The following is a 21,349-nucleotide window of genomic DNA, read 5'->3' on the forward strand; positions in this document are numbered from 1 at the left end:
TCATAAAGTGGTATAAAAATTAAAGAGGAATAAGATTTTATTGTTATATTTAATGGTCTAGATTAAATATCAACCCAAATAAAGCACATCATTTTTACTACACATTAATGACTAATATCTTTATTTGCTTGCATTAATAAGCATGCTCTTTTACCTTACTGATATTGTTATAGAGGGAAAGATAATGAGTTATAACCTTTCAGAATTAACACAAGAAGAAAAAGATAAGTTAAATATAAGCTTAGCCGCTTCAGGCGTCGCTTTTAAAGAGCGCTATAACATGCCCGTTGTAGCAGATGCTGTTTTAAGAGAACAGCCTCAAGCTTTTCAAGCCTTCTTTCAAGAAAGACTGGTATTTTATCGTGCAAGAAGCCAACACTATTCTCGTTTACCTTATGACCCACCGGTAAAAAAATAGTCAAACACGCTCCGTTATTTTGATAATGGTAAAAAAAGAGATAAACCTTGGTTTATCTCTTTTTCTTTCAAGCGATTAACTACAACTCACTAACACCTATCTATTATTTAGGAGAAACATAAGTAATAGTATTGTCATCACAATTGACTTGAACATTGTAACGAAGATCTGTTCTCGCTCCTCTTACATTTAATACCATCTGATAGTTATTATCCATCTTGATAACTTCATTAGCATTAATACTTGCAACAGGTTTTGGACCTAATGTATTTTTATCATCTTGCCAGCGAGGTAAACGATTTTGTAAAAAATCATTTTTTACTCTTGTAACAAGTTGATTGTTATCTAAATTAACACAACTCGCAAATGGCGCAGAACGCACAATATCTTTATTCACATTTTCGATACTTTCTGCAGATGCTCCAAAAGAAACGGCAAGTAAAAGACCCGCTCCAAATATTCCTGTTTGATTCATAAGCTTGCTTAATTTCATATAACCTCCCGAAAATATCCCTTAAAACAGGATGTGTTTTCATTAAGCATAGCATATGGTTAATAACACTATTGTGACATTTGTTAAAAAATTGTTTTATTCATTTTCATCATCAAATACAATAGAAACAGATTCACGGGTTGAGTGTTTCTCTCTTAACTCTTGAGCGACTAATTGAATAGCCTCTCCACTGCTCATTCCCTCAGCCATAAGAGATTGAATTTTTTCTACCGCTTTTTGTTGCTCTTCATGTGTTAATGTAGGCATTCCTAGAAACATAATGTTACTCTTATCTTTATTAACGTCTATTTTGTATTTACATGAGTGTAATCTTTTTGATTACAGTTTATTGTGCAAATAATACAACACACTTTGTTTACATGGTCATAAGATGGATATGCAATTACAACAACGCGAATTAACTTATACCCCTGATCTAGCTCTGCGGGTATTTTCTCCTATTGCGTCATTGCCTTGGTCTAGTTTACTTCATTCCGGCTTTGCCGAACATCCTCATAATCGTTTTGATATTGTTGTCTCCGATCCTGCTGTGACTTTAGAAACTCGCAAACAAACGACAACAATTAAAGAAAAAAACGGCACGGTAAAACGTTCCAAAAAAGATCCTTTCACTCTCATTCAATCTGCGTTAGAACAATTCGATTTTCACCCAGAACAAAGTGAGTCATTGCCTTTTTTGGGTGGCGCTTTAGGTATCTGGAGTTATGATTTAGGTCGTCGTTTTGAAAACTTACCTGAACTAGCGAAAAATGAACTTAATTTCGCAGATATGGCAATTGGTATTTATGATTGGGCGCTGATTGTCGATCACCACTTAAAAAAAGCCACTTTAATTAGCTATCAAAATATTGATGAACGCTTACAGTGGTTAGAAAGCCAGTCTTCCACAGCGCTTGATTTACAATTCACCTTAACAACAGAGTGGCAATCAAACATCAATAGTGATGAATATAACAAGAAAATTGCTAAAATTCATCAATACTTACTTTCGGGTGACTGCTATCAAGTTAATTTAGCTCAACGTTTTTGTGCAAGTTATACAGGTAGCGAATGGGGTGCATTCTTAACATTGAATCAAGCGAATAAAGCCCCTTTCTCTTCTTTTATGTGCTTGCCAAATAACTTTGTGATTAGTGTTTCACCTGAGCGCTTTATTCATTTAGCAGATAATAAAATAGAAACACGACCAATAAAGGGAACATTACCTCGTAAAGCAACACCAGAAGAAGATGATGAACAAGCTCAATTATTAGCAAATTCACGTAAAGATCGCGCTGAAAACTTAATGATTGTAGATTTGATGCGTAATGATATTGGCAAAGTTGCAGTAACAGGCTCCGTCAAAGTACCCGAGTTATTTGTTGTTGAGCGTTTCCCAGCAGTACATCATTTAGTCAGTACGATTACAGCGCAATTACCGTCTCATTTGACAGCTACTGATTTATTAAGAGCGGCTTTCCCGGGCGGTTCTATCACTGGCGCCCCAAAAATCAGAGCAATGGAGATCATCGAGGAACTTGAACCTCATCGTCGCCATGGATACTGTGGTGCAATTGGTTATATCAGTTTTTGTGGCACAATGGATACCAATATCAGCATTCGTACTTTATTAACTGAAAAAAATAAAATTTACTGTTGGGCGGGTGGTGGTATTGTTGCTGATAGCGTTGCTGAAAAAGAGTACCAAGAAACATTTGATAAACTTGGGCAAATATTAACTGTTTTAAGTGAGTCAACTATCGATGACACCCATTGATACTTTTATCAATCGTTTTCAACTCACATTACCTGATGACAAGGTAAGTCAGCCTCTTCATGCCCAAAAATCGGCAGCCGTCTTGCTGCCGATTATCAATAAACCTAACCCAACATTATTATTAACCGAGCGTGCATCAACGCTACGCTCTCATGCAGGGCAAGTCGCTTTACCCGGTGGTAAACGTGATCCAGAAGATAGCAACCTTATTGCAACTGCACTAAGGGAAGCACATGAAGAAGTGGCTATTCCCCCCAATGCCGTATCTGTAATTGGTCAATTAGCCCCTTTACAAAGTTCTAGCGGATATTTAGTTACCCCTATTGTTGGCGTTATTCCTGCGGGTTTACCTTTGCGCCATAATCCAGCGGAAGTTGCCTCTATCTTTGAAATGCCACTAAGTCATGTACTTAATGCCCAACATTATCAACCTTTAGATTTTCATCGTGCTGGTGAAAATCATCGTATCTACTTTTATCCCTATAATGGACATCTCGTCTGGGGATTAACCGCTGCTATTTTGCATAGACTCGCTTTACATATTACTTAGCACGCTATTTTATATTCAGCTTGTGCTTTTTATCGCCGCCTTCACAACTCTACTTAGCTATTTTAAAAAAATGTTGTAAACTACATCATTAACGGGACGATATAATCGTAAAAACGATCCCTTTACTATAAATAACTATATTTTATTCTTTTTAACCCTCTCTCTTATTATTAAGGAGTCTGACGTGATTAGCGTTTTCGACATGTTTAAAGTGGGCATCGGACCATCTAGCTCTCACACCGTAGGGCCAATGAAAGCGGGTAAAGAATTTGTCGATGATTTAGTCAGCCAGGAATTGATTGCGTCTGTCACTCGTGTAGCTGTTGATGTTTACGGCTCCTTGTCTTTGACAGGCAAAGGTCACCATACTGATATCGCAATTATTATGGGGTTAGCAGGTAATGCACCAGCTACTGTCGATATTGACAGCATTCCCGGTTTTATTCGTGAAGTTGAAGAAACTGGCAAGCTATCATTAGCAAACGGCTTAAAAGTGGTCGATTTCCCAGCAGAAAGTATGCATTTTAGCAACGACAACCTGTCATTACATGAAAATGGTATGACAATCCATGCTTTTGCTGGCGACCAAGAAGTCTATAGAAAAACGTATTATTCTATTGGTGGCGGTTTTATCGTTGATGAAGAAAACTTCGGTAAATCAACATTAAATAGCAAGCCTGTTTCATACCCTTATGCTAGCGCAGAAGAGTTATTAAAACACTGTAAAGAAACGGGTTTATCCATTTCTAGCTTAATGATGAAAAATGAGCTAGATCTGCATACTCAAGCAGAAATTAATACTTATTTCGCTGATGTTTATAAAACAATGCAAGAGTGCATTGAACACGGTTTAAATACAGAAGGCGTATTACCGGGACCATTACGTGTACCTCGTCGTGCTGCCGCATTAAATCGCTTATTAACATCAAGCAACAGCCTGTCAAACGATCCAATGAAAGTCGTTGATCTTATCAATATGTTTGCACTGGCGGTTAATGAAGAAAACGCCGCAGGTGGACGCGTTGTTACAGCACCAACAAATGGTGCATGTGGTATCGTTCCTGCTGTATTGGCTTACTACGATCGTTGCATAGAGCCTGTTACACAAGAAACCTACTTACGCTATTTCTTGGCATCCGGTGCAATTGGTATTCTTTACAAAATGAATGCTTCTATTTCAGGGGCTGAAGTCGGTTGCCAAGGCGAAGTTGGCGTAGCTTGCTCAATGGCAGCTGCGGGTCTTGCTGAATTATTAGGCGGAAGCCCAGAGCAAGTCTGTATTGCTGCTGAAATCGGTATGGAACACAACCTTGGTTTAACTTGTGACCCTGTTGCAGGTCAAGTTCAAGTTCCTTGTATTGAACGTAATGCCATTGCTTCTGTTAAAGCTGTTAATGCCGCGCGTATGGCAATTCGTCGTACCAGTGAACCTCGTGTTTCTCTCGATAAAGTCATTGAAACCATGTATGAAACAGGTAAAGACATGAATGCTAAATATCGCGAAACATCACGCGGTGGTCTGGCAATCAAAGTACAGTGTGACTAATTAACACTATTTAGACGAAAAGCCATTCACTTTGAATGGCTTTTTTATTTTAGCTACTTTATTTTTAATCATTGCTTAACTCTTAGATAACTAAAGAGAATAATTATAAAATACACAATTAAAATTAAGTAATATATCTTTTTATAATTTAAAAATTTCTTATTTTTCTATATTAAATAGATGTATTAAATATAGATATTAAATATACTCATTAAATATAGGCTTATTTAATATTCATTTAATTTCGTAGAAAATAGAGCTTATAATTTTTAAGTGTATTCATTTCTATAAGAATTTAATTTCTTATTATAAAAATAATTAAAACCCATTGTTTATTATATGGTTAATTATTCATCATATTGAAATTTATCATTTTTTTAACATATGGTAATTATTTATAATATATTTAAACTCACCGGACTTAATAATGATAATTATTATCAATATCATCTTTGAAATATAATAAATAATATGTTGCCTTTCAAAAATAATATGTTATCTTCTGCATCAAGTCATTGGGGAGTAGCCTGTCTTAAAATAAGGATCATTATTTTAAGAAATCTGTATCAACATACTCGCTTATTTTCATCTAGCGTGGTGCAGATGCCGTAATACGGTTGGCAAGACCATAGACACATAATTGTACTTCTTTGGTTGGGGGTCAATTGTGTGTATATGGAAATACCCCAACCGAGGCTTTATTATGAGTTTCTACGCCACTATCATTCTCGCCCTAGCCCTTTCTATGGACGCATTTGCTGTTGCTGTCTGTAAAGGTGCCACATTACACAAACCTCGTTTTCGCGAAGCACTCCGCACTGGATTTATATTCGGTATTATTGAAGCCAGCACACCCGTTATTGGTTGGGCGCTAGGTTTATATACAAGCCAATATATTATTCAATGGGATCACTGGGTTGCCTTTGGATTACTGTTTGTTCTTGGTAGCCGAATGATTTACCAAAGCTTAAAACGTGGAGATGATTGCCCTTGTGAAGAAGAAGCCCCACAGCGCCACGGCTCGCTGTCTTTAATCGCAACAGGTATTGCTACAAGCCTTGATGCAATGGCAATTGGTGTCGGTTTAGCCTTCCTTCAAGTCAATATTGTTCATACCGCAATGACGATTGGTATGATGACCATGATCATGGCAACGCTGGGTATGTTAATTGGTCGTTATGTTGGCCCAGTACTTGGAAAAAAAGCAGAAATTATCGGTGGGATCGTATTAATTGCTATCGGCTTTAATATTGTATTCGAGCACTTAGAATTATTTATGTACGCTAACTAATTGCTAATAAAACATATTAAAAAGCTTAGGTTTTAAATATCACAACCTAAGCTTTTTTATTAATTTAATAAAATATTTTTATTTCACATGATTAAGCATGACGTTGATAAACACGAATTAAAAAGTCTGTTTCACATTCAAAGTTTTTACTTGCCGCTAATGTCTGTTTTACTTCTTCACTTGCACGCCATGCAAACGGTGTCATTTGTAATAAATCAAAAGCCTGCTTACCGTTTAAATTCATCATATAAGCAACTTGATGTTCAGACACTTTATTAAATCCATCAAAATGTTCTTCTTTTAATGGATGAAGATGTACTTCTGAATAAATCAGTGCTTTTAACTGATAAAGATGACGAGGAGCCGGTGTAACCGTAATAATATAGCCATTGTGTACAATGACTCTTGCTAATTCATCACTATTACACGGAGCGTAAATACGCACAACCGCATTTAAAGAGGCATCACAAAAAGGTAAACGTTGACTTGAAGCTACACAAAAATGAATGGATGAATAACGTTTAGCGGCGTATTTAATCGCAACCTTAGAAACATCTAAGCCATAGACTTGTGGGTGATGTAATTTTAGATTTTGATAAATTTGATTGGTGTAATAACCTTCACCACAACCAATATCCAATACAACACTGTTATCTTCAGGCAATAATGTTTGTATTAACTCAGCCACTTTATCTCGCATTGGCTGGTAAAAACCGGCATCTAAAAACTCACGGCGTGCGTTAATCATTTCAGCGCTATCACCAGGCTCTTTTGAGCGTTTAAATTGCACTGGCAACAAATTGACATACCCTTCTTTAGCACAATCAAATTGATGATTATTTTCACAAACCCAACTGTGAGCTTGAAGAGAAAGTGCCTGATAACATAATGGACATTGATAAGACATAATAATATTTTTGTATAACCCAGAATAGAATTGGGAGAGATAATAACATACCTCTCCCAATCTTGCGGAAAACCTTACTCTTTATTTTTAATCTTAAGTCATGCTTTTTCTGCTAAGTAGCTTACTAAGCACAACTTATAGGCGGATCAAGTTCGTTTTAATTTTTCAGTATTAGCGATAAATAACGCAATAACTAACAATAATATTGCACCTGATTGAATTAGCGTATCAACAGAGTCTTTATGCTCAACAATAATTAAACGCACTATTGCCGTTATTCCAATATAAATAAAATATCTAAGAGGGAAATGCCCGCCAGATAAAAAATACTTAACAATAAGTGCAATAAACTCAAAATAAAGAAAGTAGATCAAAATACCTTCTAATAATTGATAAGACGACTCTTCTGCACCTAAATTAAATAATAATGAAGCGATTACATAGGTTTCTTTGATAAGAAAACTGACCAATACAATCGCTAAAATAAGTAACCCAATATTAAGCACCCACTGTAATATAGTGGCAATACATTTCAGTAAGTCTTCGCTTGATTTTTTCATATAAACTATAACCTAGTGGGATCATTCCGTGATGTGTAAAAATAATAAAAGGTTTATTAGACAATTTTAATGGATTTACGCATTCACCACACCATTTTTTTATCTTTTAGAGCCAAAAAACCAAGAATAATGATGCAATAATCGCAATATTTGCTTTTAAATTTCAACTTATAAGCTGATTTACTTATACTTAATTTAAGGGCTAATTTATTGAAAAGGCACGCTATGGCTAACAAATACCTCGTTGCAATTGATTTATTAGAAGATAGTAGAATTCAACGCATGATCGAAGATATTCACTTTCTAGCTAGGAAACCAGAAAATTATTTCCATTTCATTACAGTTATGCCTAATTTGCGCTCTTTAGAAGCTTACGGGCTTGATTGTAATAGCACATCTGTCATTGAAAAAAAGCAACAAGCTTTAGTTTTATTGACTGAAAAATTAGAGCAATGCGTAAAGCAACAATTTCACTTACCCAAAGAGCAATACCAATGCCATGCCGTTATTGGTACACCTAATTATAATATTCTAGAGCTAGCAGATAAAATTGATGCAGATACCATTATTATTGGTTCAAGTTCTCGCAATAAACGTAATATTTTACTGGGTTCGACAGCGGATTATATTGTAAACAATACGTCACGTTCAGTAATGGTTATTCGCAAGTAAAATCACCAATACACTTTCTTTTTGGCAATAAAGTTAGCTCATTTATTGCCAATAAGTATTCTACAATCCTCTTCGTTATAAATAGCACTAAATGTACTTTAATTTTTTTATTTCAATAGGTTAATTTGTTAGAATACAGAACAAAAAACAAAAATTTCACCGCTTTCAATAGACTTCGTTGCATTAAATACTACTCAAAAGATAAAGATTGCCCTGTATTGAAATCTTTCGCATTAAGATATTTTCGCCCTAATACACCAGTGCAATGACATCCATACACATCAATATTTTCATCTATGGCTTTTTTAGCGCGTTGTAATGCTGATGGTGTTGCACAACGTAAATGCAACCCGCCTATAATCGCTTGAATTTGGTTATTTCCGGTTATTTTTTTTGCATGCCCAATAATGGATTCAATTCCCGAATGGCTACAACCCGTGATAATCACTAGCCCTTTTCTCCCTTGCCAAACAAGAAAGCTATCATCAAGAACGTAATCATCTTCTTCGCCTGATCCATGAATAATAACACCATAGCGTTTATCCACTTGGCGTTGAGTCACTTGTCCCGAATAGATAAAATTTTCTTCGATTACTAACGGTGCTTGTGTTAATTCAAAAGAAAACTGCGCTTCGAGTTTTGCTCGATCAAATAAAGGAGCTAACCGTTTAAATTTAATATTTTTATTGCCTAAAAAAAGGGCTGAATAACGAATAGAAAATAAATGTGGATGAGCGATAACTCGTGGTTTATGGGTGAAAAAATCTGCAGGCAAATGTGTAAGCCCACCAAAATGATCATAATGCCCATGAGACACAACAATCGTTTTCAATGTGGTTAAATCAATACCCATTTTTTTTGCATTTGAAATAAAGGTAAGGTCTTTTCCAGTATCAAAAAGAATTTTAGCTTGGCACTCATCATCTTCTAACAATAATGATAAACCAGGATAATGGCTAAGTTCAGGATTAATCGATTTGTTTTCTAGTAATGCGGTGATCGTTAACATAGGGATTTTTTAATTATTATCAGGAGATAACTTAATAGTAATTAAAAAAAGAATTTGTTCCAAATATAAAAACTGCTGATTTGTGCGATTGCTTTGCCTTTTGGTCGCATAATCGCTGTTATGTGTGAACAAAACATAACAGCGATATCACTAAACCTTGCAGATATTCTTACTATTCGCTTATAAACACATTAGGCTTATCTAACTCCCTCTATTATCTCACTACCATAACAGAACGTTTTGCATAACGTGTAATATCTGCGGCGGTTGAACCGATATGATAAGAATCATCTTCAGGATTATGCGAACTAATCACAATTAAATCTGCATTCACTTCATCAGCAATCTGCAATATTGCATCTCGTGGTGTACCAATACAAATGTGAGTTTGCATTCGGTCATCAGGTAAATCAAAACGCTCGATTATTTTTTTAAGTTCTTTTTCTGCTGACGTTTTTAAGCATCCTTGATCTAATTGATCGCCATTCATAACAAGTCGATAATAAGAAGATTGTGGAAGTTTAGGCAGCACATACAAAAAGTGAACATAAGGATCTTCATTTTTTGCAATGTTTTCCACTAACGGAATTGCTTTGTTCATCAGGTTATCTTCATCAATATCAATGGGAACCAAAATATTCTTATACATACCGTCTCCTTTTATTTTAATTGTAGGATAGTGTATTTCTAGAAAAATGCCGGATGTAGTTAACATATTTTAAAAATAGTTTATTTCAAAAAAATAACGTCTATTTTTCACTCAAAATAAAGGTAAACACTAAGTAAAAAAACAAAAATAGAAATAAATAGAAATAAATAGAAATAAATAGAAATAAATATAAAGTTTATTTTTAATCATTTTTTATTAGCAATAACATATTATTCTTAAATAAAAAGCCTTATTAAAATAAGGCTTTTCACTTTTACTAGATCGCTATTGTATTACTTTTGAGAAAGATTTTTCTGCTTGTTCTTCTTAACGTATTGATAACCAATCGCTAAGGCAATAAACCATAATGGAGTCACACTTAATGCTTGGCGAGTATCATGTTCAAAAGCGAGTAGCACAGTCATAAATGCAAAAAACGCAAGACATAACCATGACATAATAATTCCCAAAGGCATTTTATAGATAGACTTCTCATGCAATTGTGGGCGTTTTTTACGATATGCCAAATAAGAGCATAAAATCATACTCCAAATAAACATAAATAATAATGCCGACACTGTTGTTACCAAGGTAAATACATGCATGACATCAGGAATAAAGTAAATTAATACAATTCCGCACGATAAACATAAGCTAGTAAATAACAGCCCATTGGCAGGTACGGCACGTTTAGATAATTGGCTAAACTGTTTTGGTGCTTCACCTTCTTTAGATAAACCAAATAACATTCGGCTTGTGGAGAATATCCCACTATTTGCAGAAGAGGCTGCTGCTGTTAATACTACAAAGTTTACTAAACTTGCAGCTGCAGGTATTCCTATCATAACGAATAACTCAACAAATGGGCTTTTATCCGCCAAAATAGAACGCCATGGGGTTACCGACATAATAATCGCTAATGCGAATACGTAAAAAGTAATAATACGGATAGGGATAGCATTGATAGCTTTCGGTAAGGATTTTTCTGGATTACGCGTTTCTGCAGCTGCAGTGCCGACTAATTCAATCCCAACAAACGCAAAAATAGCAATTTGGAACCCGGCAAAAAATCCACTTAACCCTTTAGGGAACATTCCTCCGTCATTCCAAATATTCTCTAGTGCTGCGGTATGCCCTGCTGGCGATTCAAACCCAATACTGATAAGAACAATACCCACAATAATTAAAGAGACAATTGCGGTTATTTTTATCATCGAGAACCAAAATTCCATTTCCCCAAAGAGTTTGACTGTCGCTAAATTTAAAATAAGCAATGTCAGCACACAAATAAAGGATGTGCCCCATTCAGGAAAATTAGGAACCCAATAACTAATATAGGACGTTATCGCGACAATATCGGCAATACCCGTAATGACCCAGCAAAACCAATAAGTCCAGCCGACAAAAAAACCAGCCCATGGACCTAATAAATCACCAGCAAAATCACTAAATGACTTATATTCTAAATTTGATAATAACAGCTCGCCCATGGCTCTCATCACAAAAAACAAGACAAAGCCAATTATCATATAAACAAAAATAATTGATGGTCCCGCTAACGAAATGGTTTTCCCTGATCCCATAAATAGACCAGTACCAATAGCACCACCAATGGCAATTAATTGAATATGACGATTTGTTAGTCCCCGCTGTAGAGTGGCATTTTTCACTCTAACGGGTGGAGAATTTTCTGTTTGATCTTCCATACAATACCTGAAGTGTTTTCATATTTTTGATGTTGTTTTTACCGCTATTTTATTTTTTGGCGCGGTAATATGTTTGCGAAATTATTGTGACACAAATCTCAGTATAAGTAATGAAAAGATCACTTTTAGTAAAATGAATGGTGCTTTGATAACCAGATAAGATCCTTTCTTTAATTTAATCGGCGATATTTTATCCATTTGAAAAAAAATCAAAATAAGCACTTGACCATCGCATTTCAGAGGAGAATAATTAGCGCATCGGGTTGTTAGCTCAGTCGGTAGAGCAGTTGACTCTTAATCAATTGGTCGGGAGTTCGAGCCTCCCACAACCCACCAAATTTACGCTGAGAAATCAGATAATTAAGCCACTTGCAATAAGTGGCTTTTTTGTTTTTATAGCTGAATGTCGCAAAAGTGTCGCATTTATCTTAAGCTAAAAACTCAAAATAATACGATAATTAAAAAAACAGTATCGACTTATCTTTCTTTCAGTTTTTATAATTAGTGAGTTCAACCAAAACAAACAATTAGTCTAATTTAATTAGATAATACAATATAAACCACAAGCAAACTTACTTTATCTCTTTCTTATTTTTAAATTCTCCGCCAAAATTACCAATCAAAATGTAGCTAATGGTATTTATTTTGCTACCCACTAAGTCGATTTTCTGTTTGTAAAATAGCATTTTAAATAATGGTATTTTTCCAATTGTTATTATACTTTTAAGTTACCATTTATATATTTCTTTAATCCAACCGTAAAACATTCTTAAACTTATTTAGTTTCACTTTACTGAAAATGATAGAAATAAAAAGCATGTTGCTTACCTTTTTTAATGAAACTTCATAATCTCCTACTGGGAGAAAAATAACTTCTCCTGCACGATATTGTGGATCATCTGGCTCTAAATCGCCGCCAGTTGTATCCTCTCCTGCACCAATGAAAATTTCACCTGATGGACAGTGTATGTTTATTTTTACATCTGGAGCGTCAATTTTATCGCATAGATTAATCGTGTAAAAACTATCATTACCTAAACCAATAAATGCGATATTACCTTTGTTCATTTCATCTAACTCATCATCAGGTATGCTCCACCAATCTGCTGTATCTGACTTTCTATGTTGGATTGCTTGTAAATCAAAAATAGCCAGAGTTGCCGTGTCAGTCATAAATGAAAATGTGTTTAACATATACATGCTCCAAAATATTTTTATTCTCTTTATGTATTGGTCAATTATATAGGATTTTATCTATACTATTTGGCAAGCCAATTACTTATACTGGACACATACCCTATACTTTATACTCTAAATAATTCTAGGTGTGGCTAGGCGACAAGCAAACGAGTTGCTAGGTGCATACAAAAAGTAGGTAACTAGCGTGAGTGCAGCCAACAACGCTACAACTTAAAATATGACGAGCATCATGGATGGCCTTATGAAATTACAACAGTTCCTTATCCCTCTTTCCCTTTATGCGGTTTCTTCATTGCCAGCAATCGCAGCTTCAACTCAATGCACAGAGACTGAAAAACAAACCAATATTGCCAATAGCAACATTATATTGCTCAGTGCGTATAACGGCCCGGTTAAATCAGTCACGATGACAAGCACTTTACCTCATGACGGACGTTTTAAAGCACTAAAAGGTGAAATTCACTTTGATGAGTGTGGAAAGTTATTGAAAGATAGCACATCAATGCAAGAGTACGTTGAAGGCAATATAGAAACTAATTTAATAAGAACATTGCCTGATAACCCTTCTGTTATCCGATATCAGTTTCAGATAAAAAATGCCTATGGCTCACACTCTATCTATATGCAAGAAACCTATCATAAAGATGGGCAGAACCGGTTCAACAAAAAAGTTATTCAATATTATTCAAATGATGGTACTTTGCTGGATACCATTACCAGCCAATTCGACTATAAAGATGGACGCATTATTAAAGAAACGAGTAAATCGTCTGATCCTACAACTGAGACTATCACAACAGAGTACATTTATAATCCTCAAGGAAAATTACAATCTGTAATTGAAGATGGCAAAATAAACCTAGAATATAAGTATGATCTAACAGGAAAAGTAGTTACTCAATCAAACTATATCAAAGGTATTAATGGAGAAGATAAAGCCTTTATCACTACTTGCCTTGAATGGGACAAATTTGCCAATTGTTCAAAAGAGGAACTTGAAAGTACGATTAAATTTGATGATGAAGTCATTAATTTTAGTAAGGCTATGCTTCATAACGAGTTTATTTACTACGAATAATATTTATATTATATTCTCATATCAAATTTAAGTTAATAATATAAAAATCAGACTATCAAAAATAGACTGGTTTTTATATTTATTACATATCATCTTATCTATGATTAAATACTCCCTCGTGATACTTTCATTAAAAAACAATTTGTGTAAAACTACTTAAATCAATTAATGATGAATATGCTTTATAGCGTGTTCTCTTTTAATAAAATTTAAGATGACTCATTATATGAAATTATCACTCCTTTCTATTTTTTCTCTATGCACACTTTTTATGTCACTCCCAGTATTTGCGACATCAACATCTTGTAAAGATCAACAAAAACAGGTGAATCAGTCTAATAATATGCCCACCCTGTTAGAGTTTTATTATGGCCCTATAAAATCCATCATTATCACTAGCACATTACCTGAAAAAGGTCGATTTAAAGCCTATAAAGGTGAAATTCAATTTGATGAATGTGGCTCTCTCACTAAATTTGATTCGTCTACGCAAGAATATATTCATGAGCGGATCGAAACAAATCTTGTAAGAATGTCAACACCTTATAATATCAAATATAAATACCAGCTAAAGAGTTTACACAAGATCTATACACTTTATCTTAATGAGATATATGGTAAAAATGATCAAAACCAGCTAATAAATAAAACCTCTCATTTTTATGATGGAGATGGAAAACTTATAGGTACTGATTTTTCAGAAATTTTTTATGATGGCAGTAAGATTGCATCAGAAACAATTATTGAATCTAACGCTGAAAATCAGGGAAGTACAATTTATTATTCTTATGATAATAAAGGTCGTCTCTTAAAAGCAATTGATAATAATGAAGTTATATTAGAATTTAATTATGGTAAAGATGATAAAATCTTACATCAAACGCAAATATTTACGAGTTTGTATGATGATATAAGAGAGTATGATAGTACTTGCCAAGAATGGGATAAATATAATAATTGCTTAACATGGAAAATGGTAAGTGAAGTTAGAAAAGATGGCACCATAATCGATACCAGCACAGCAATTGTATATAATAAATTTGAATATTATGAATAATTTATTAGTGTTAAAAGTTTAAAATCATACTCCCTTTTAAATTTATAATGAGTTTATATAACAAAGGTCACTTTATTTAATAAAGTGACCTTTTATTTATCTCATTTTCTCTATTTTATTATGTATTACGATATTGAGTTTCAGCTTCATCAAAGCGTTGTTGATTCTCTTTACTTGGCTCTTTACCCATTAAACTGATGACAACGATAGCAATAGAGGCAAAGATAAAACCAGGAATAATTTCATATAACCCAAACCATTTATATTGCATCCACACTAACACAGTTAAAGCACCAATCAACATTCCAGCAAATGCACCATTACGAGTCATACGTTTCCACATTACAGAAATGAGGATCACAGGACCAAAAGCAGCACCAAAACCAGCCCACGCGTTACTCACTAAATCAAGTACCTTATTGTTTGGATCACGCGCTAGGAAGATTGCAATAATCGCAACTAATAACACCATGCCACGCCCTACCCAAACTAACTCTTTTTGGCTCGCACTTTTACGAATAAATGGCTTATATAAATCTTCAGTTAATGCACTTGCACAGACTAATAATTGACAGCTTAATGTACTCATTACTGCAGCTAGAATTGCAGACAACAGAATACCAGCAATCCATGGATTAAAGAGCAGTGAAGCCAACTCCATAAAAATACGTTCATTTTTAGCTGTTACAGCACCCGCTTGTGCAGGATTCATTTCAAAGTAAGCAATACCAAAGAATCCAACTGCAACCGTACCGCCTAAACAGAGGATCATCCACGTCATACCAATACGGCGTGCTTTACGAATAGTTTGGTTAGAGTCAGCCGCCATAAAACGAGCAAGAATATGAGGTTGCCCAAAATAGCCCAATCCCCATGCTAATAACGAAATAATTGCGATGAAATCAAGCCCTTTGAACATATCCAAATAAGATGGATCTTTTGCTTTAATGATAGCAACAGAAGTATCAATGCCACCCACGGAGAAAATAACAATAATAGGCGTCAGGATCAGAGCAAAAATCATTAAAGTCGCTTGAACAGTATCTGTCCAACTTACAGCAAGAAAGCCACCTAAAAAGGTATATGCAATAGTTGCAAGCGCACCATAAATCATCGCTTCGTGATAAGGAATATGAAATGTAGATTCAAACAGCATTCCACCAGCAACCACACCTGATGCGCAATAAATAGTAAAGAAGATAAGAATAACTAACGCTGAAATGATACGTAGCATTTTGCTTTTATCATCAAAACGCGATGTCAAATAATCGGGTAATGTTAATGCATTATTGTTTTTTTCAGTTTGCAAACGTAAACGCCCTGCCACTAAACGCCAGTTTAGCCACGCCCCTAAACAGAGTCCAATAGCAATCCAGCTTTCTGAAATACCAGCGAAAAACACTACGCCAGGCAATCCCATTAATAACCAACCACTCATGTCTGAAGCACCCGCTGACAACGCAGTAACTACACTGCCAAGTCGCCGACCGCCAAGAATATAATCATCAAAGTTTTTTGTTGAACGATAAGCAAGGTAGCCAATAAAAAGCATACCCAAGATGTAGATCGTAAATGTAATTAGCATTGGCGAAGTTAAAGCCATAATTGCAGTTCTCCATAAATCTGTTTCCGATCATCGGTATGCTTTTGACTCGTACAGGAACGTTGCACTTCGTTGCGCATTAATGATCTTTTCAGTTTTTAATTAAAATAATTTCTTACAGCAACAGATAAAGCATTCACATCAATCCTAGAATAGGTTAACTGCATTTAACAAGAAATTAACGTTTAAATGTTTAAATTTTGTTTATGACTTCACACTATTTGTCTTAATTCGAGGATGCATTATAAATATAAACATCAATAAAATAAATATAATTAATTGATTTATATATAAATAAATAGAACAAATAAATTGTATTATTTTTAATCACTCGTAAAACCTGACTACTTTCACATTATTTATAAATAAATTGTTAACAATGTTGCACAAAGTTGCAACATGAATGATATTAATAAAATAACGGGTAACTGTACTTGTGAATGAGAAATAGAATATGAGGAGCACTGCATGAGTAGCACAACAATGGGTGTTAGACTTGATGAAGAAACCCGCAATAGATTAAAAGAAGCCGCACAGAAATTAGATAGAACATCACATTGGTTAATTAAACAGGCTATTTTCAATTATCTAGAACAAATTGAAAATGATCAGGTCAATCTTGGTCACTCAACATTTGCAGAGCAAGATATTGATGAAAGCACCGAAACACCAACTGCCCATTATCAGCCTTTCTTAGAATTTGCTGAGCATATTCACCCGCAGTCTGTTTTACGCTCAGCAATTACTTCTGCTTATCGCACACCTGAAACACAAGCTGTACCTATGCTATTGCAACAAGCAACCTTACCTGAAAACGAGGCGCAAGCAACGCATAAATTAGCCTATTCCATTGCCGAAAAATTACGTAAACAGAAAAATGGAATTGGGCGTTCAGGGCTGGTTCAAGGTCTATTACAAGAGTTCTCACTTTCTTCACAAGAAGGTGTTGCACTAATGTGTTTAGCAGAAGCTTTATTGCGTATACCTGATAAAGCCACGCGTGATGCACTTATTCGTGACAAAATCAGTCATGGAAACTGGCGTTCACATTTAGGACAAAGCCAATCGATGTTTGTGAATGCGGCGACATGGGGCTTGTTATTCACCGGTAAATTAGTTTCTACACATAATGAAGAAAAACTGTCTAACTCTTTAAATCGCATTCTCACCAAAAGTGGCGAGCCATTAGTCCGTAAAGGTGTTGATATGGCGATGCGTTTAATGGGTGAGCAATTTGTTACTGGTGAGACTATTTCTCAAGCTCTCGCGAATGCGCGCAAACTAGAAGAAAAAGGCTTTAGCTACTCTTATGACATGTTAGGGGAAGCGGCATTAACAGAAAAAGATGCACAAGATTATTTAGTCTCTTATCAACAAGCCATTCACGCTATTGGCAAAGCCTCTAATGGTCGAGGTATTTATGAAGGCCCGGGTATTTCTATCAAGCTTTCAGCGTTACATCCTCGTTATAGCCGTGCTCAATATGAACGCGTTATGTCAGAGCTTTACCCTCGCCTGCTCTCATTAACATTACAAGCAAAACAATACGATATTGGTATTAATATTGATGCAGAAGAAGCGGATAGACTTGAGATTTCACTCGATTTACTTGAAAAACTCTGTTTTGAACCTGAATTAGCTGGTTGGAATGGCATTGGCTTTGTTATTCAGGCTTACCAAAAGCGTTGCCCATTAGTTATTGATTATGTGATTGATTTAGCACGCCGTAGCCGTCGTCGCTTAATGATCCGTTTAGTAAAAGGTGCTTATTGGGATAGCGAAGTAAAACGCGCTCAAATTGATGGGCTTGAAGACTACCCTGTCTATACTCGCAAGGTGTATACCGATGTCTCTTATCTTGCCTGTGCGAAAAAACTACTCGCATCACCTAATTTTATTTATCCACAATTCGCTACGCATAATGCTCACACACTGTCAGCAATTTATCATTTAGCTGGTCAAAACTATTACCCTGGGCAATATGAATTCCAATGTTTACATGGCATGGGTGAACCTCTTTATGCTCAAGTTGTTGGTAAAATAGCAGACGGAAAATTAGGTCGCCCTTGTCGTATTTATGCGCCAGTAGGAACTCATGAAACACTACTTGCTTATTTAGTCCGTCGCTTACTTGAAAATGGGGCTAACACATCATTTGTGAACCGAATTGCAGATACCACCATTTCTCTTGATGAATTAGTGGCAGATCCGGTTAAAGAAGTGAATAAAATGGCTCAAGCCGAAGGTCAAGTGGGGCTTTCTCATCCTAAAATTCCACTGCCTAATAAACTGTATGGTGATGAGCGTAAAAACTCACCGGGCATTGATATGTCAAACGAACATCGCTTGGCTTCACTTTCTAGTGCCTTATTAACATCAGCAACTGAAAATATACATTGCGAACCTTTATTAGGTGATACGTTTAATTCTTCAGAAAAAACACCAGAACCTCAATCTGTATTAAACCCAGCCAATCATACGGATATTGTAGGTACAGTAAGAGAAGCCACAGAAGCCGAGGCAGATTTTGCCTTAACCATTGCTCAAGAAAATGGTGAGATCTGGTTTGCAACACCACCAGCGCAAAGAGCTTCATTCTTGATCCGTGCTGCGGAATTAATGGAGCAGCAAATGGGACCGCTTATGGGAATATTAGTGCGTGAAGCGGGTAAAACTTATAGCAATGCGATTGCTGAAGTTCGTGAAGCGATTGATTTTCTCTATTATTATGCGGCGCAAGTAGCGCAAGACTTTGATAACAATACGCACCGACCTTTAGGGCCAGTGGTTTGTATCAGCCCTTGGAACTTCCCATTAGCGATATTCAGCGGGCAAATTGCAGCAGCTTTGGCAGCTGGTAATACCGTTCTTGCAAAACCTGCAGAGCAGACACCTTTAATTGCATCAAAAGCGATTGAACTCTTCCATCAAGCGGGTATTCCTTCTTTTGCACTGCAACTGCTACCGGGGCAAGGAGAAACCATTGGCGCACGTTTAGTGGCTGATGAGCGCGTTCGTGGCGTGATGTTTACAGGTTCAACAGATGTGGCTCATATTTTACAAAAGACCTTAGCGGGTCGATTAGACAGTGAAGGTCACCCTGTACCTTTAATTGCAGAAACCGGTGGCTTAAATGCCATGATTGTTGATTCCTCAGCATTAACAGAACAAGTGGTGACTGATGTTATGGCGTCTGCTTATGATAGCGCGGGTCAGCGTTGCTCTGCTTTACGCCTATTATGTATTCAAGAAGAAGTGGCTGATCATACTATCGAGATGCTTAAAGGTGCAATGGCACAAGCCACAATAGGTGATCCAAGTTTGCTCTCCACCGATATTGGCCCTGTTATCGATAAAGAAGCAAAATCAGGCATAGAGAAACATATCCAATCGATGCGTACAACAGGCTTCGATATTTATCAAGCAGCACACAATAGCCTGTCAAAACACCTTGAGAATAACAGTACCTTTGTTCAACCGACTTTAATTGAGTTAGATAAAGTCAGTTCATTGAAAAAAGAAATCTTTGGCCCTGTGTTACATGTTGTACGTTATGCAAGCCAAGATTTACCTGCTTTACTCGAAGAGATTAATGCCACAGGATATGGATTAACAATGGGTGTTCATACACGTATTGATGAAACCATTGCTTATGTTGCCTCAAATGCCAAAGTGGGAAATTTATACGTAAACCGCAATATGGTTGGTGCCGTTGTGGGTGTTCAACCTTTTGGTGGTGAAGGGTTATCTGGTACAGGTCCAAAAGCAGGCGGCCCTGTTTATCTGTATCGCTTGTTATCTAAACGCCCTGAAAATGCCGCAACGCAAACACTCGCACGCCAAGATGAAACACTGCCTCTTGATACTTCTATGCGTAATACATTATTACAGACTTATCATAAGTATATGGAATGGCTATCAAACAAAGCAGATAAATCACACTATGAAGCGTTAGAAAACTATGCCCTTGCATCCCAAGCAGGAACATTACGCGTATTGCCGGGTCCTACGGGTGAGCGTAATACTTATCAATTAGTTCCTTGTGGTAACGTGCTATGTATTTCTGACAACGAGCAGGATGCATTCACTCAAATTGCCGCTGTTCTCGCTTCTGGTTGTCATGCTGTTGTCGTTAATAGCCTATTCTCACAAAAAACATATCGTGAATTACCTGATATTGTCAGAAAAGCCATTACACTGACTGAAAATTGGAATGATGAGTCACTGAAAATAAATGCGGTGATTTATCATGGTGATGGTGATCAATTACGTGAAACTTGCCAGAAAATTGCGCAGCGCAAAGGCGCAATAATTTCTGTTCAGGGATTTTCTCGCGGTGAGACAGCCCTATTGTTAGAGCGTTTATTACATGAAAGAGCATTAAGCATTAATACAGCAGCCGCTGGAGGCAATGCAAGCTTGATGACGATTAGTTAATTCCCCCCTCTCTTTCTCTCCTTGTCTTTGAGACCACCTTTAAAGTTTGTTTTCTTAAAGGTGGTTTTTTCTTTTGTTACTCTCTTATTTTTAAAGAGGTAGCCAAACGTATTATTTTTTTGAATGCTGTGACTATTCTCACTCTTTTTATATTAATTATTCGCGACGCGTTAGTTTAGTAAATATACTTAATCTCAAGTCAACCTAGAAGTTGATTTAATTATATCTTTATGATTACCTGAAATTTGCGCCCCACTGTGGGCGCTTTTTTTATCTATCACTATGTTATTAATGTAAATATTCTTATTAAAGGATAAATAAAAAACTTTTTTAAGATAAGAGGAAAAACAGAAAGGTAAATAAAAAAGGTAAATAAATAAGGTGCGATTATTCGCG

18 protein-coding genes, 1 tRNA gene and 1 riboswitch are annotated in these 21,349 nt (G+C 35.9%); of the genes, 10 read left to right on the forward strand and 9 right to left on the reverse strand.

Annotated features, from left to right (window positions below; all coding sequences use genetic code 11):
- Positions 1–184 precede the first annotated feature (184 nt).
- Positions 185–418: a DNA polymerase III subunit theta gene (locus QQS39_RS11310; RefSeq protein ID WP_100160381.1), complete on the forward strand. Its 234-nt coding sequence runs from the start codon at positions 185–187 to the stop codon at positions 416–418.
- A gap of 103 nt (positions 419–521) precedes the next feature.
- Here the strand turns inward: QQS39_RS11310 and yebF are convergent, their stop codons facing one another.
- Positions 522–911: a protein YebF gene (yebF, locus tag QQS39_RS11315; RefSeq protein ID WP_285804544.1), complete on the reverse strand. Its 390-nt coding sequence runs from the start codon at positions 909–911 to the stop codon at positions 522–524.
- Positions 912–1,007: 96 nt separating this feature from the next.
- Positions 1,008–1,190 carry a YoaH family protein gene (locus QQS39_RS11320; protein ID WP_151435449.1) on the reverse strand — a complete coding sequence of 61 codons (183 nt, stop codon included), beginning with the start codon at positions 1,188–1,190 and terminating at the stop codon, positions 1,008–1,010.
- A 112-nt stretch (positions 1,191–1,302) separates the two neighbouring features.
- On the opposite strand from QQS39_RS11320, the gene pabB reads away from it, so the two are divergent.
- The 4 genes from pabB (at position 1,303) to mntP (ending at position 6,075) form a co-directional block, all read left to right on the forward strand.
- Positions 1,303–2,688, forward strand: coding sequence for an aminodeoxychorismate synthase component 1 (gene pabB / locus QQS39_RS11325; protein ID WP_285804545.1), 1,386 nt, complete (start codon positions 1,303–1,305; stop codon positions 2,686–2,688).
- Positions 2,675–3,238, forward strand: coding sequence for a CoA pyrophosphatase (locus tag QQS39_RS11330; protein ID WP_151435451.1), 564 nt, complete (start codon positions 2,675–2,677; stop codon positions 3,236–3,238). Before pabB ends, QQS39_RS11330 begins: the two co-directional genes overlap by 14 nt.
- A 184-nt stretch (positions 3,239–3,422) precedes the next feature.
- Positions 3,423–4,784 (forward strand): L-serine ammonia-lyase, encoded by a 1,362-nt coding sequence (locus QQS39_RS11335; protein WP_285804546.1) that lies wholly within the window; start codon positions 3,423–3,425, stop codon positions 4,782–4,784.
- A 505-nt stretch (positions 4,785–5,289) separates the two neighbouring features.
- A riboswitch (yybP-ykoY riboswitch) is annotated at positions 5,290–5,428 on the forward strand.
- A gap of 59 nt (positions 5,429–5,487) precedes the next feature.
- Positions 5,488–6,075: a manganese efflux pump MntP gene (mntP, locus tag QQS39_RS11340; protein ID WP_151435452.1), complete on the forward strand. Its 588-nt coding sequence runs from the start codon at positions 5,488–5,490 to the stop codon at positions 6,073–6,075.
- Between the two features lie 91 nt (positions 6,076–6,166).
- On the opposite strand, the gene rlmA is transcribed toward mntP, so the two are convergent.
- Together rlmA and psiE are read right to left on the reverse strand one after the other, a co-directional pair.
- Positions 6,167–6,982, reverse strand: coding sequence for a 23S rRNA (guanine(745)-N(1))-methyltransferase (gene rlmA, locus QQS39_RS11345; RefSeq protein WP_285804547.1), 816 nt, complete (start codon positions 6,980–6,982; stop codon positions 6,167–6,169).
- Positions 6,983–7,128: 146 nt separating this feature from the next.
- Complete coding sequence (gene psiE / locus QQS39_RS11350; protein ID WP_196571408.1) at positions 7,129–7,542, reverse strand: phosphate-starvation-inducible protein PsiE; 414 nt, start codon at positions 7,540–7,542, stop codon at positions 7,129–7,131.
- A gap of 225 nt (positions 7,543–7,767) precedes the next feature.
- On the opposite strand from psiE, the gene QQS39_RS11355 reads away from it, so the two are divergent.
- Positions 7,768–8,214, forward strand: a complete 447-nt coding sequence (locus tag QQS39_RS11355; RefSeq protein WP_196571409.1) for a universal stress protein — start codon at positions 7,768–7,770, stop codon at positions 8,212–8,214.
- A gap of 190 nt (positions 8,215–8,404) precedes the next feature.
- Here the strand turns inward: QQS39_RS11355 and QQS39_RS11360 are convergent, their stop codons facing one another.
- From QQS39_RS11360 to cycA, 3 genes are all read right to left on the reverse strand, one after another.
- On the reverse strand, positions 8,405–9,223 hold the full coding sequence (locus QQS39_RS11360; RefSeq protein ID WP_285804548.1) for an MBL fold metallo-hydrolase: 819 nt from the start codon (positions 9,221–9,223) through the stop codon (positions 8,405–8,407).
- A gap of 214 nt (positions 9,224–9,437) precedes the next feature.
- Positions 9,438–9,872 (reverse strand): universal stress protein, encoded by a 435-nt coding sequence (locus QQS39_RS11365; RefSeq protein WP_151435456.1) that lies wholly within the window; start codon positions 9,870–9,872, stop codon positions 9,438–9,440.
- A gap of 293 nt (positions 9,873–10,165) precedes the next feature.
- Positions 10,166–11,578, reverse strand: coding sequence for a D-serine/D-alanine/glycine transporter (gene cycA / locus QQS39_RS11370; RefSeq protein WP_285804549.1), 1,413 nt, complete (start codon positions 11,576–11,578; stop codon positions 10,166–10,168).
- A gap of 260 nt (positions 11,579–11,838) precedes the next feature.
- Here cycA and QQS39_RS11375 point away from each other — a divergent pair.
- Positions 11,839–11,914, forward strand: a tRNA-Lys gene (locus QQS39_RS11375).
- Between the two features lie 411 nt (positions 11,915–12,325).
- Here QQS39_RS11375 and QQS39_RS11380 read toward each other — a convergent pair.
- Positions 12,326–12,772 (reverse strand): DUF6386 family protein, encoded by a 447-nt coding sequence (locus QQS39_RS11380; RefSeq protein WP_285804550.1) that lies wholly within the window; start codon positions 12,770–12,772, stop codon positions 12,326–12,328.
- 247 nt (positions 12,773–13,019) lie between these two features.
- On the opposite strand from QQS39_RS11380, the gene QQS39_RS11385 reads away from it, so the two are divergent.
- Together QQS39_RS11385 and QQS39_RS11390 are read left to right on the forward strand one after the other, a co-directional pair.
- The gene (locus tag QQS39_RS11385) at positions 13,020–13,856 is read left to right on the forward strand and encodes a hypothetical protein (protein WP_285804551.1); all 837 of its coding nucleotides are present in this window, start codon (positions 13,020–13,022) and stop codon (positions 13,854–13,856) included.
- Between the two features lie 226 nt (positions 13,857–14,082).
- Positions 14,083–14,913: a hypothetical protein gene (locus QQS39_RS11390; protein WP_151435460.1), complete on the forward strand. Its 831-nt coding sequence runs from the start codon at positions 14,083–14,085 to the stop codon at positions 14,911–14,913.
- Positions 14,914–15,031: 118 nt separating this feature from the next.
- Here QQS39_RS11390 and putP read toward each other — a convergent pair whose 3' ends face one another.
- Positions 15,032–16,516, reverse strand: coding sequence for a sodium/proline symporter PutP (gene putP / locus QQS39_RS11395; protein WP_151435461.1), 1,485 nt, complete (start codon positions 16,514–16,516; stop codon positions 15,032–15,034).
- A gap of 468 nt (positions 16,517–16,984) precedes the next feature.
- On the opposite strand from putP, the gene putA reads away from it, so the two are divergent.
- Positions 16,985–20,953: a trifunctional transcriptional regulator/proline dehydrogenase/L-glutamate gamma-semialdehyde dehydrogenase gene (gene putA, locus QQS39_RS11400; RefSeq protein ID WP_285804552.1), complete on the forward strand. Its 3,969-nt coding sequence runs from the start codon at positions 16,985–16,987 to the stop codon at positions 20,951–20,953.
- Positions 20,954–21,349 lie beyond the last annotated feature (396 nt).

The organism is Proteus appendicitidis (genome assembly GCF_030271835.1).
Taxonomy (GTDB): domain Bacteria; phylum Pseudomonadota; class Gammaproteobacteria; order Enterobacterales; family Enterobacteriaceae; genus Proteus; species Proteus appendicitidis.

Coding starts and splice junctions, on each gene's coding strand:
- QQS39_RS11310 (WP_100160381.1), top strand. CDS start 185: ATGAGTTATAACCTTTCAGAATTAACACAAGAAGAAAAAGATAAGTTA.
- yebF (WP_285804544.1), bottom strand. CDS start 911: ATGAAATTAAGCAAGCTTATGAATCAAACAGGAATATTTGGAGCGGGT.
- QQS39_RS11320 (WP_151435449.1), bottom strand. CDS start 1,190: ATGTTTCTAGGAATGCCTACATTAACACATGAAGAGCAACAAAAAGCG.
- pabB (WP_285804545.1), top strand. CDS start 1,303: ATGGATATGCAATTACAACAACGCGAATTAACTTATACCCCTGATCTA.
- QQS39_RS11330 (WP_151435451.1), top strand. CDS start 2,675: ATGACACCCATTGATACTTTTATCAATCGTTTTCAACTCACATTACCT.
- mntP (WP_151435452.1), top strand. CDS start 5,488: ATGAGTTTCTACGCCACTATCATTCTCGCCCTAGCCCTTTCTATGGAC.
- rlmA (WP_285804547.1), bottom strand. CDS start 6,982: ATGTCTTATCAATGTCCATTATGTTATCAGGCACTTTCTCTTCAAGCT.
- psiE (WP_196571408.1), bottom strand. CDS start 7,542: ATGAAAAAATCAAGCGAAGACTTACTGAAATGTATTGCCACTATATTA.
- QQS39_RS11355 (WP_196571409.1), top strand. CDS start 7,768: ATGGCTAACAAATACCTCGTTGCAATTGATTTATTAGAAGATAGTAGA.
- QQS39_RS11360 (WP_285804548.1), bottom strand. CDS start 9,223: ATGTTAACGATCACCGCATTACTAGAAAACAAATCGATTAATCCTGAA.
- QQS39_RS11365 (WP_151435456.1), bottom strand. CDS start 9,872: ATGTATAAGAATATTTTGGTTCCCATTGATATTGATGAAGATAACCTG.
- cycA (WP_285804549.1), bottom strand. CDS start 11,578: ATGGAAGATCAAACAGAAAATTCTCCACCCGTTAGAGTGAAAAATGCC.
- QQS39_RS11380 (WP_285804550.1), bottom strand. CDS start 12,772: ATGTTAAACACATTTTCATTTATGACTGACACGGCAACTCTGGCTATT.
- QQS39_RS11385 (WP_285804551.1), top strand. CDS start 13,020: ATGAAATTACAACAGTTCCTTATCCCTCTTTCCCTTTATGCGGTTTCT.
- QQS39_RS11390 (WP_151435460.1), top strand. CDS start 14,083: ATGAAATTATCACTCCTTTCTATTTTTTCTCTATGCACACTTTTTATG.
- putP (WP_151435461.1), bottom strand. CDS start 16,516: ATGGCTTTAACTTCGCCAATGCTAATTACATTTACGATCTACATCTTG.
- putA (WP_285804552.1), top strand. CDS start 16,985: ATGAGTAGCACAACAATGGGTGTTAGACTTGATGAAGAAACCCGCAAT.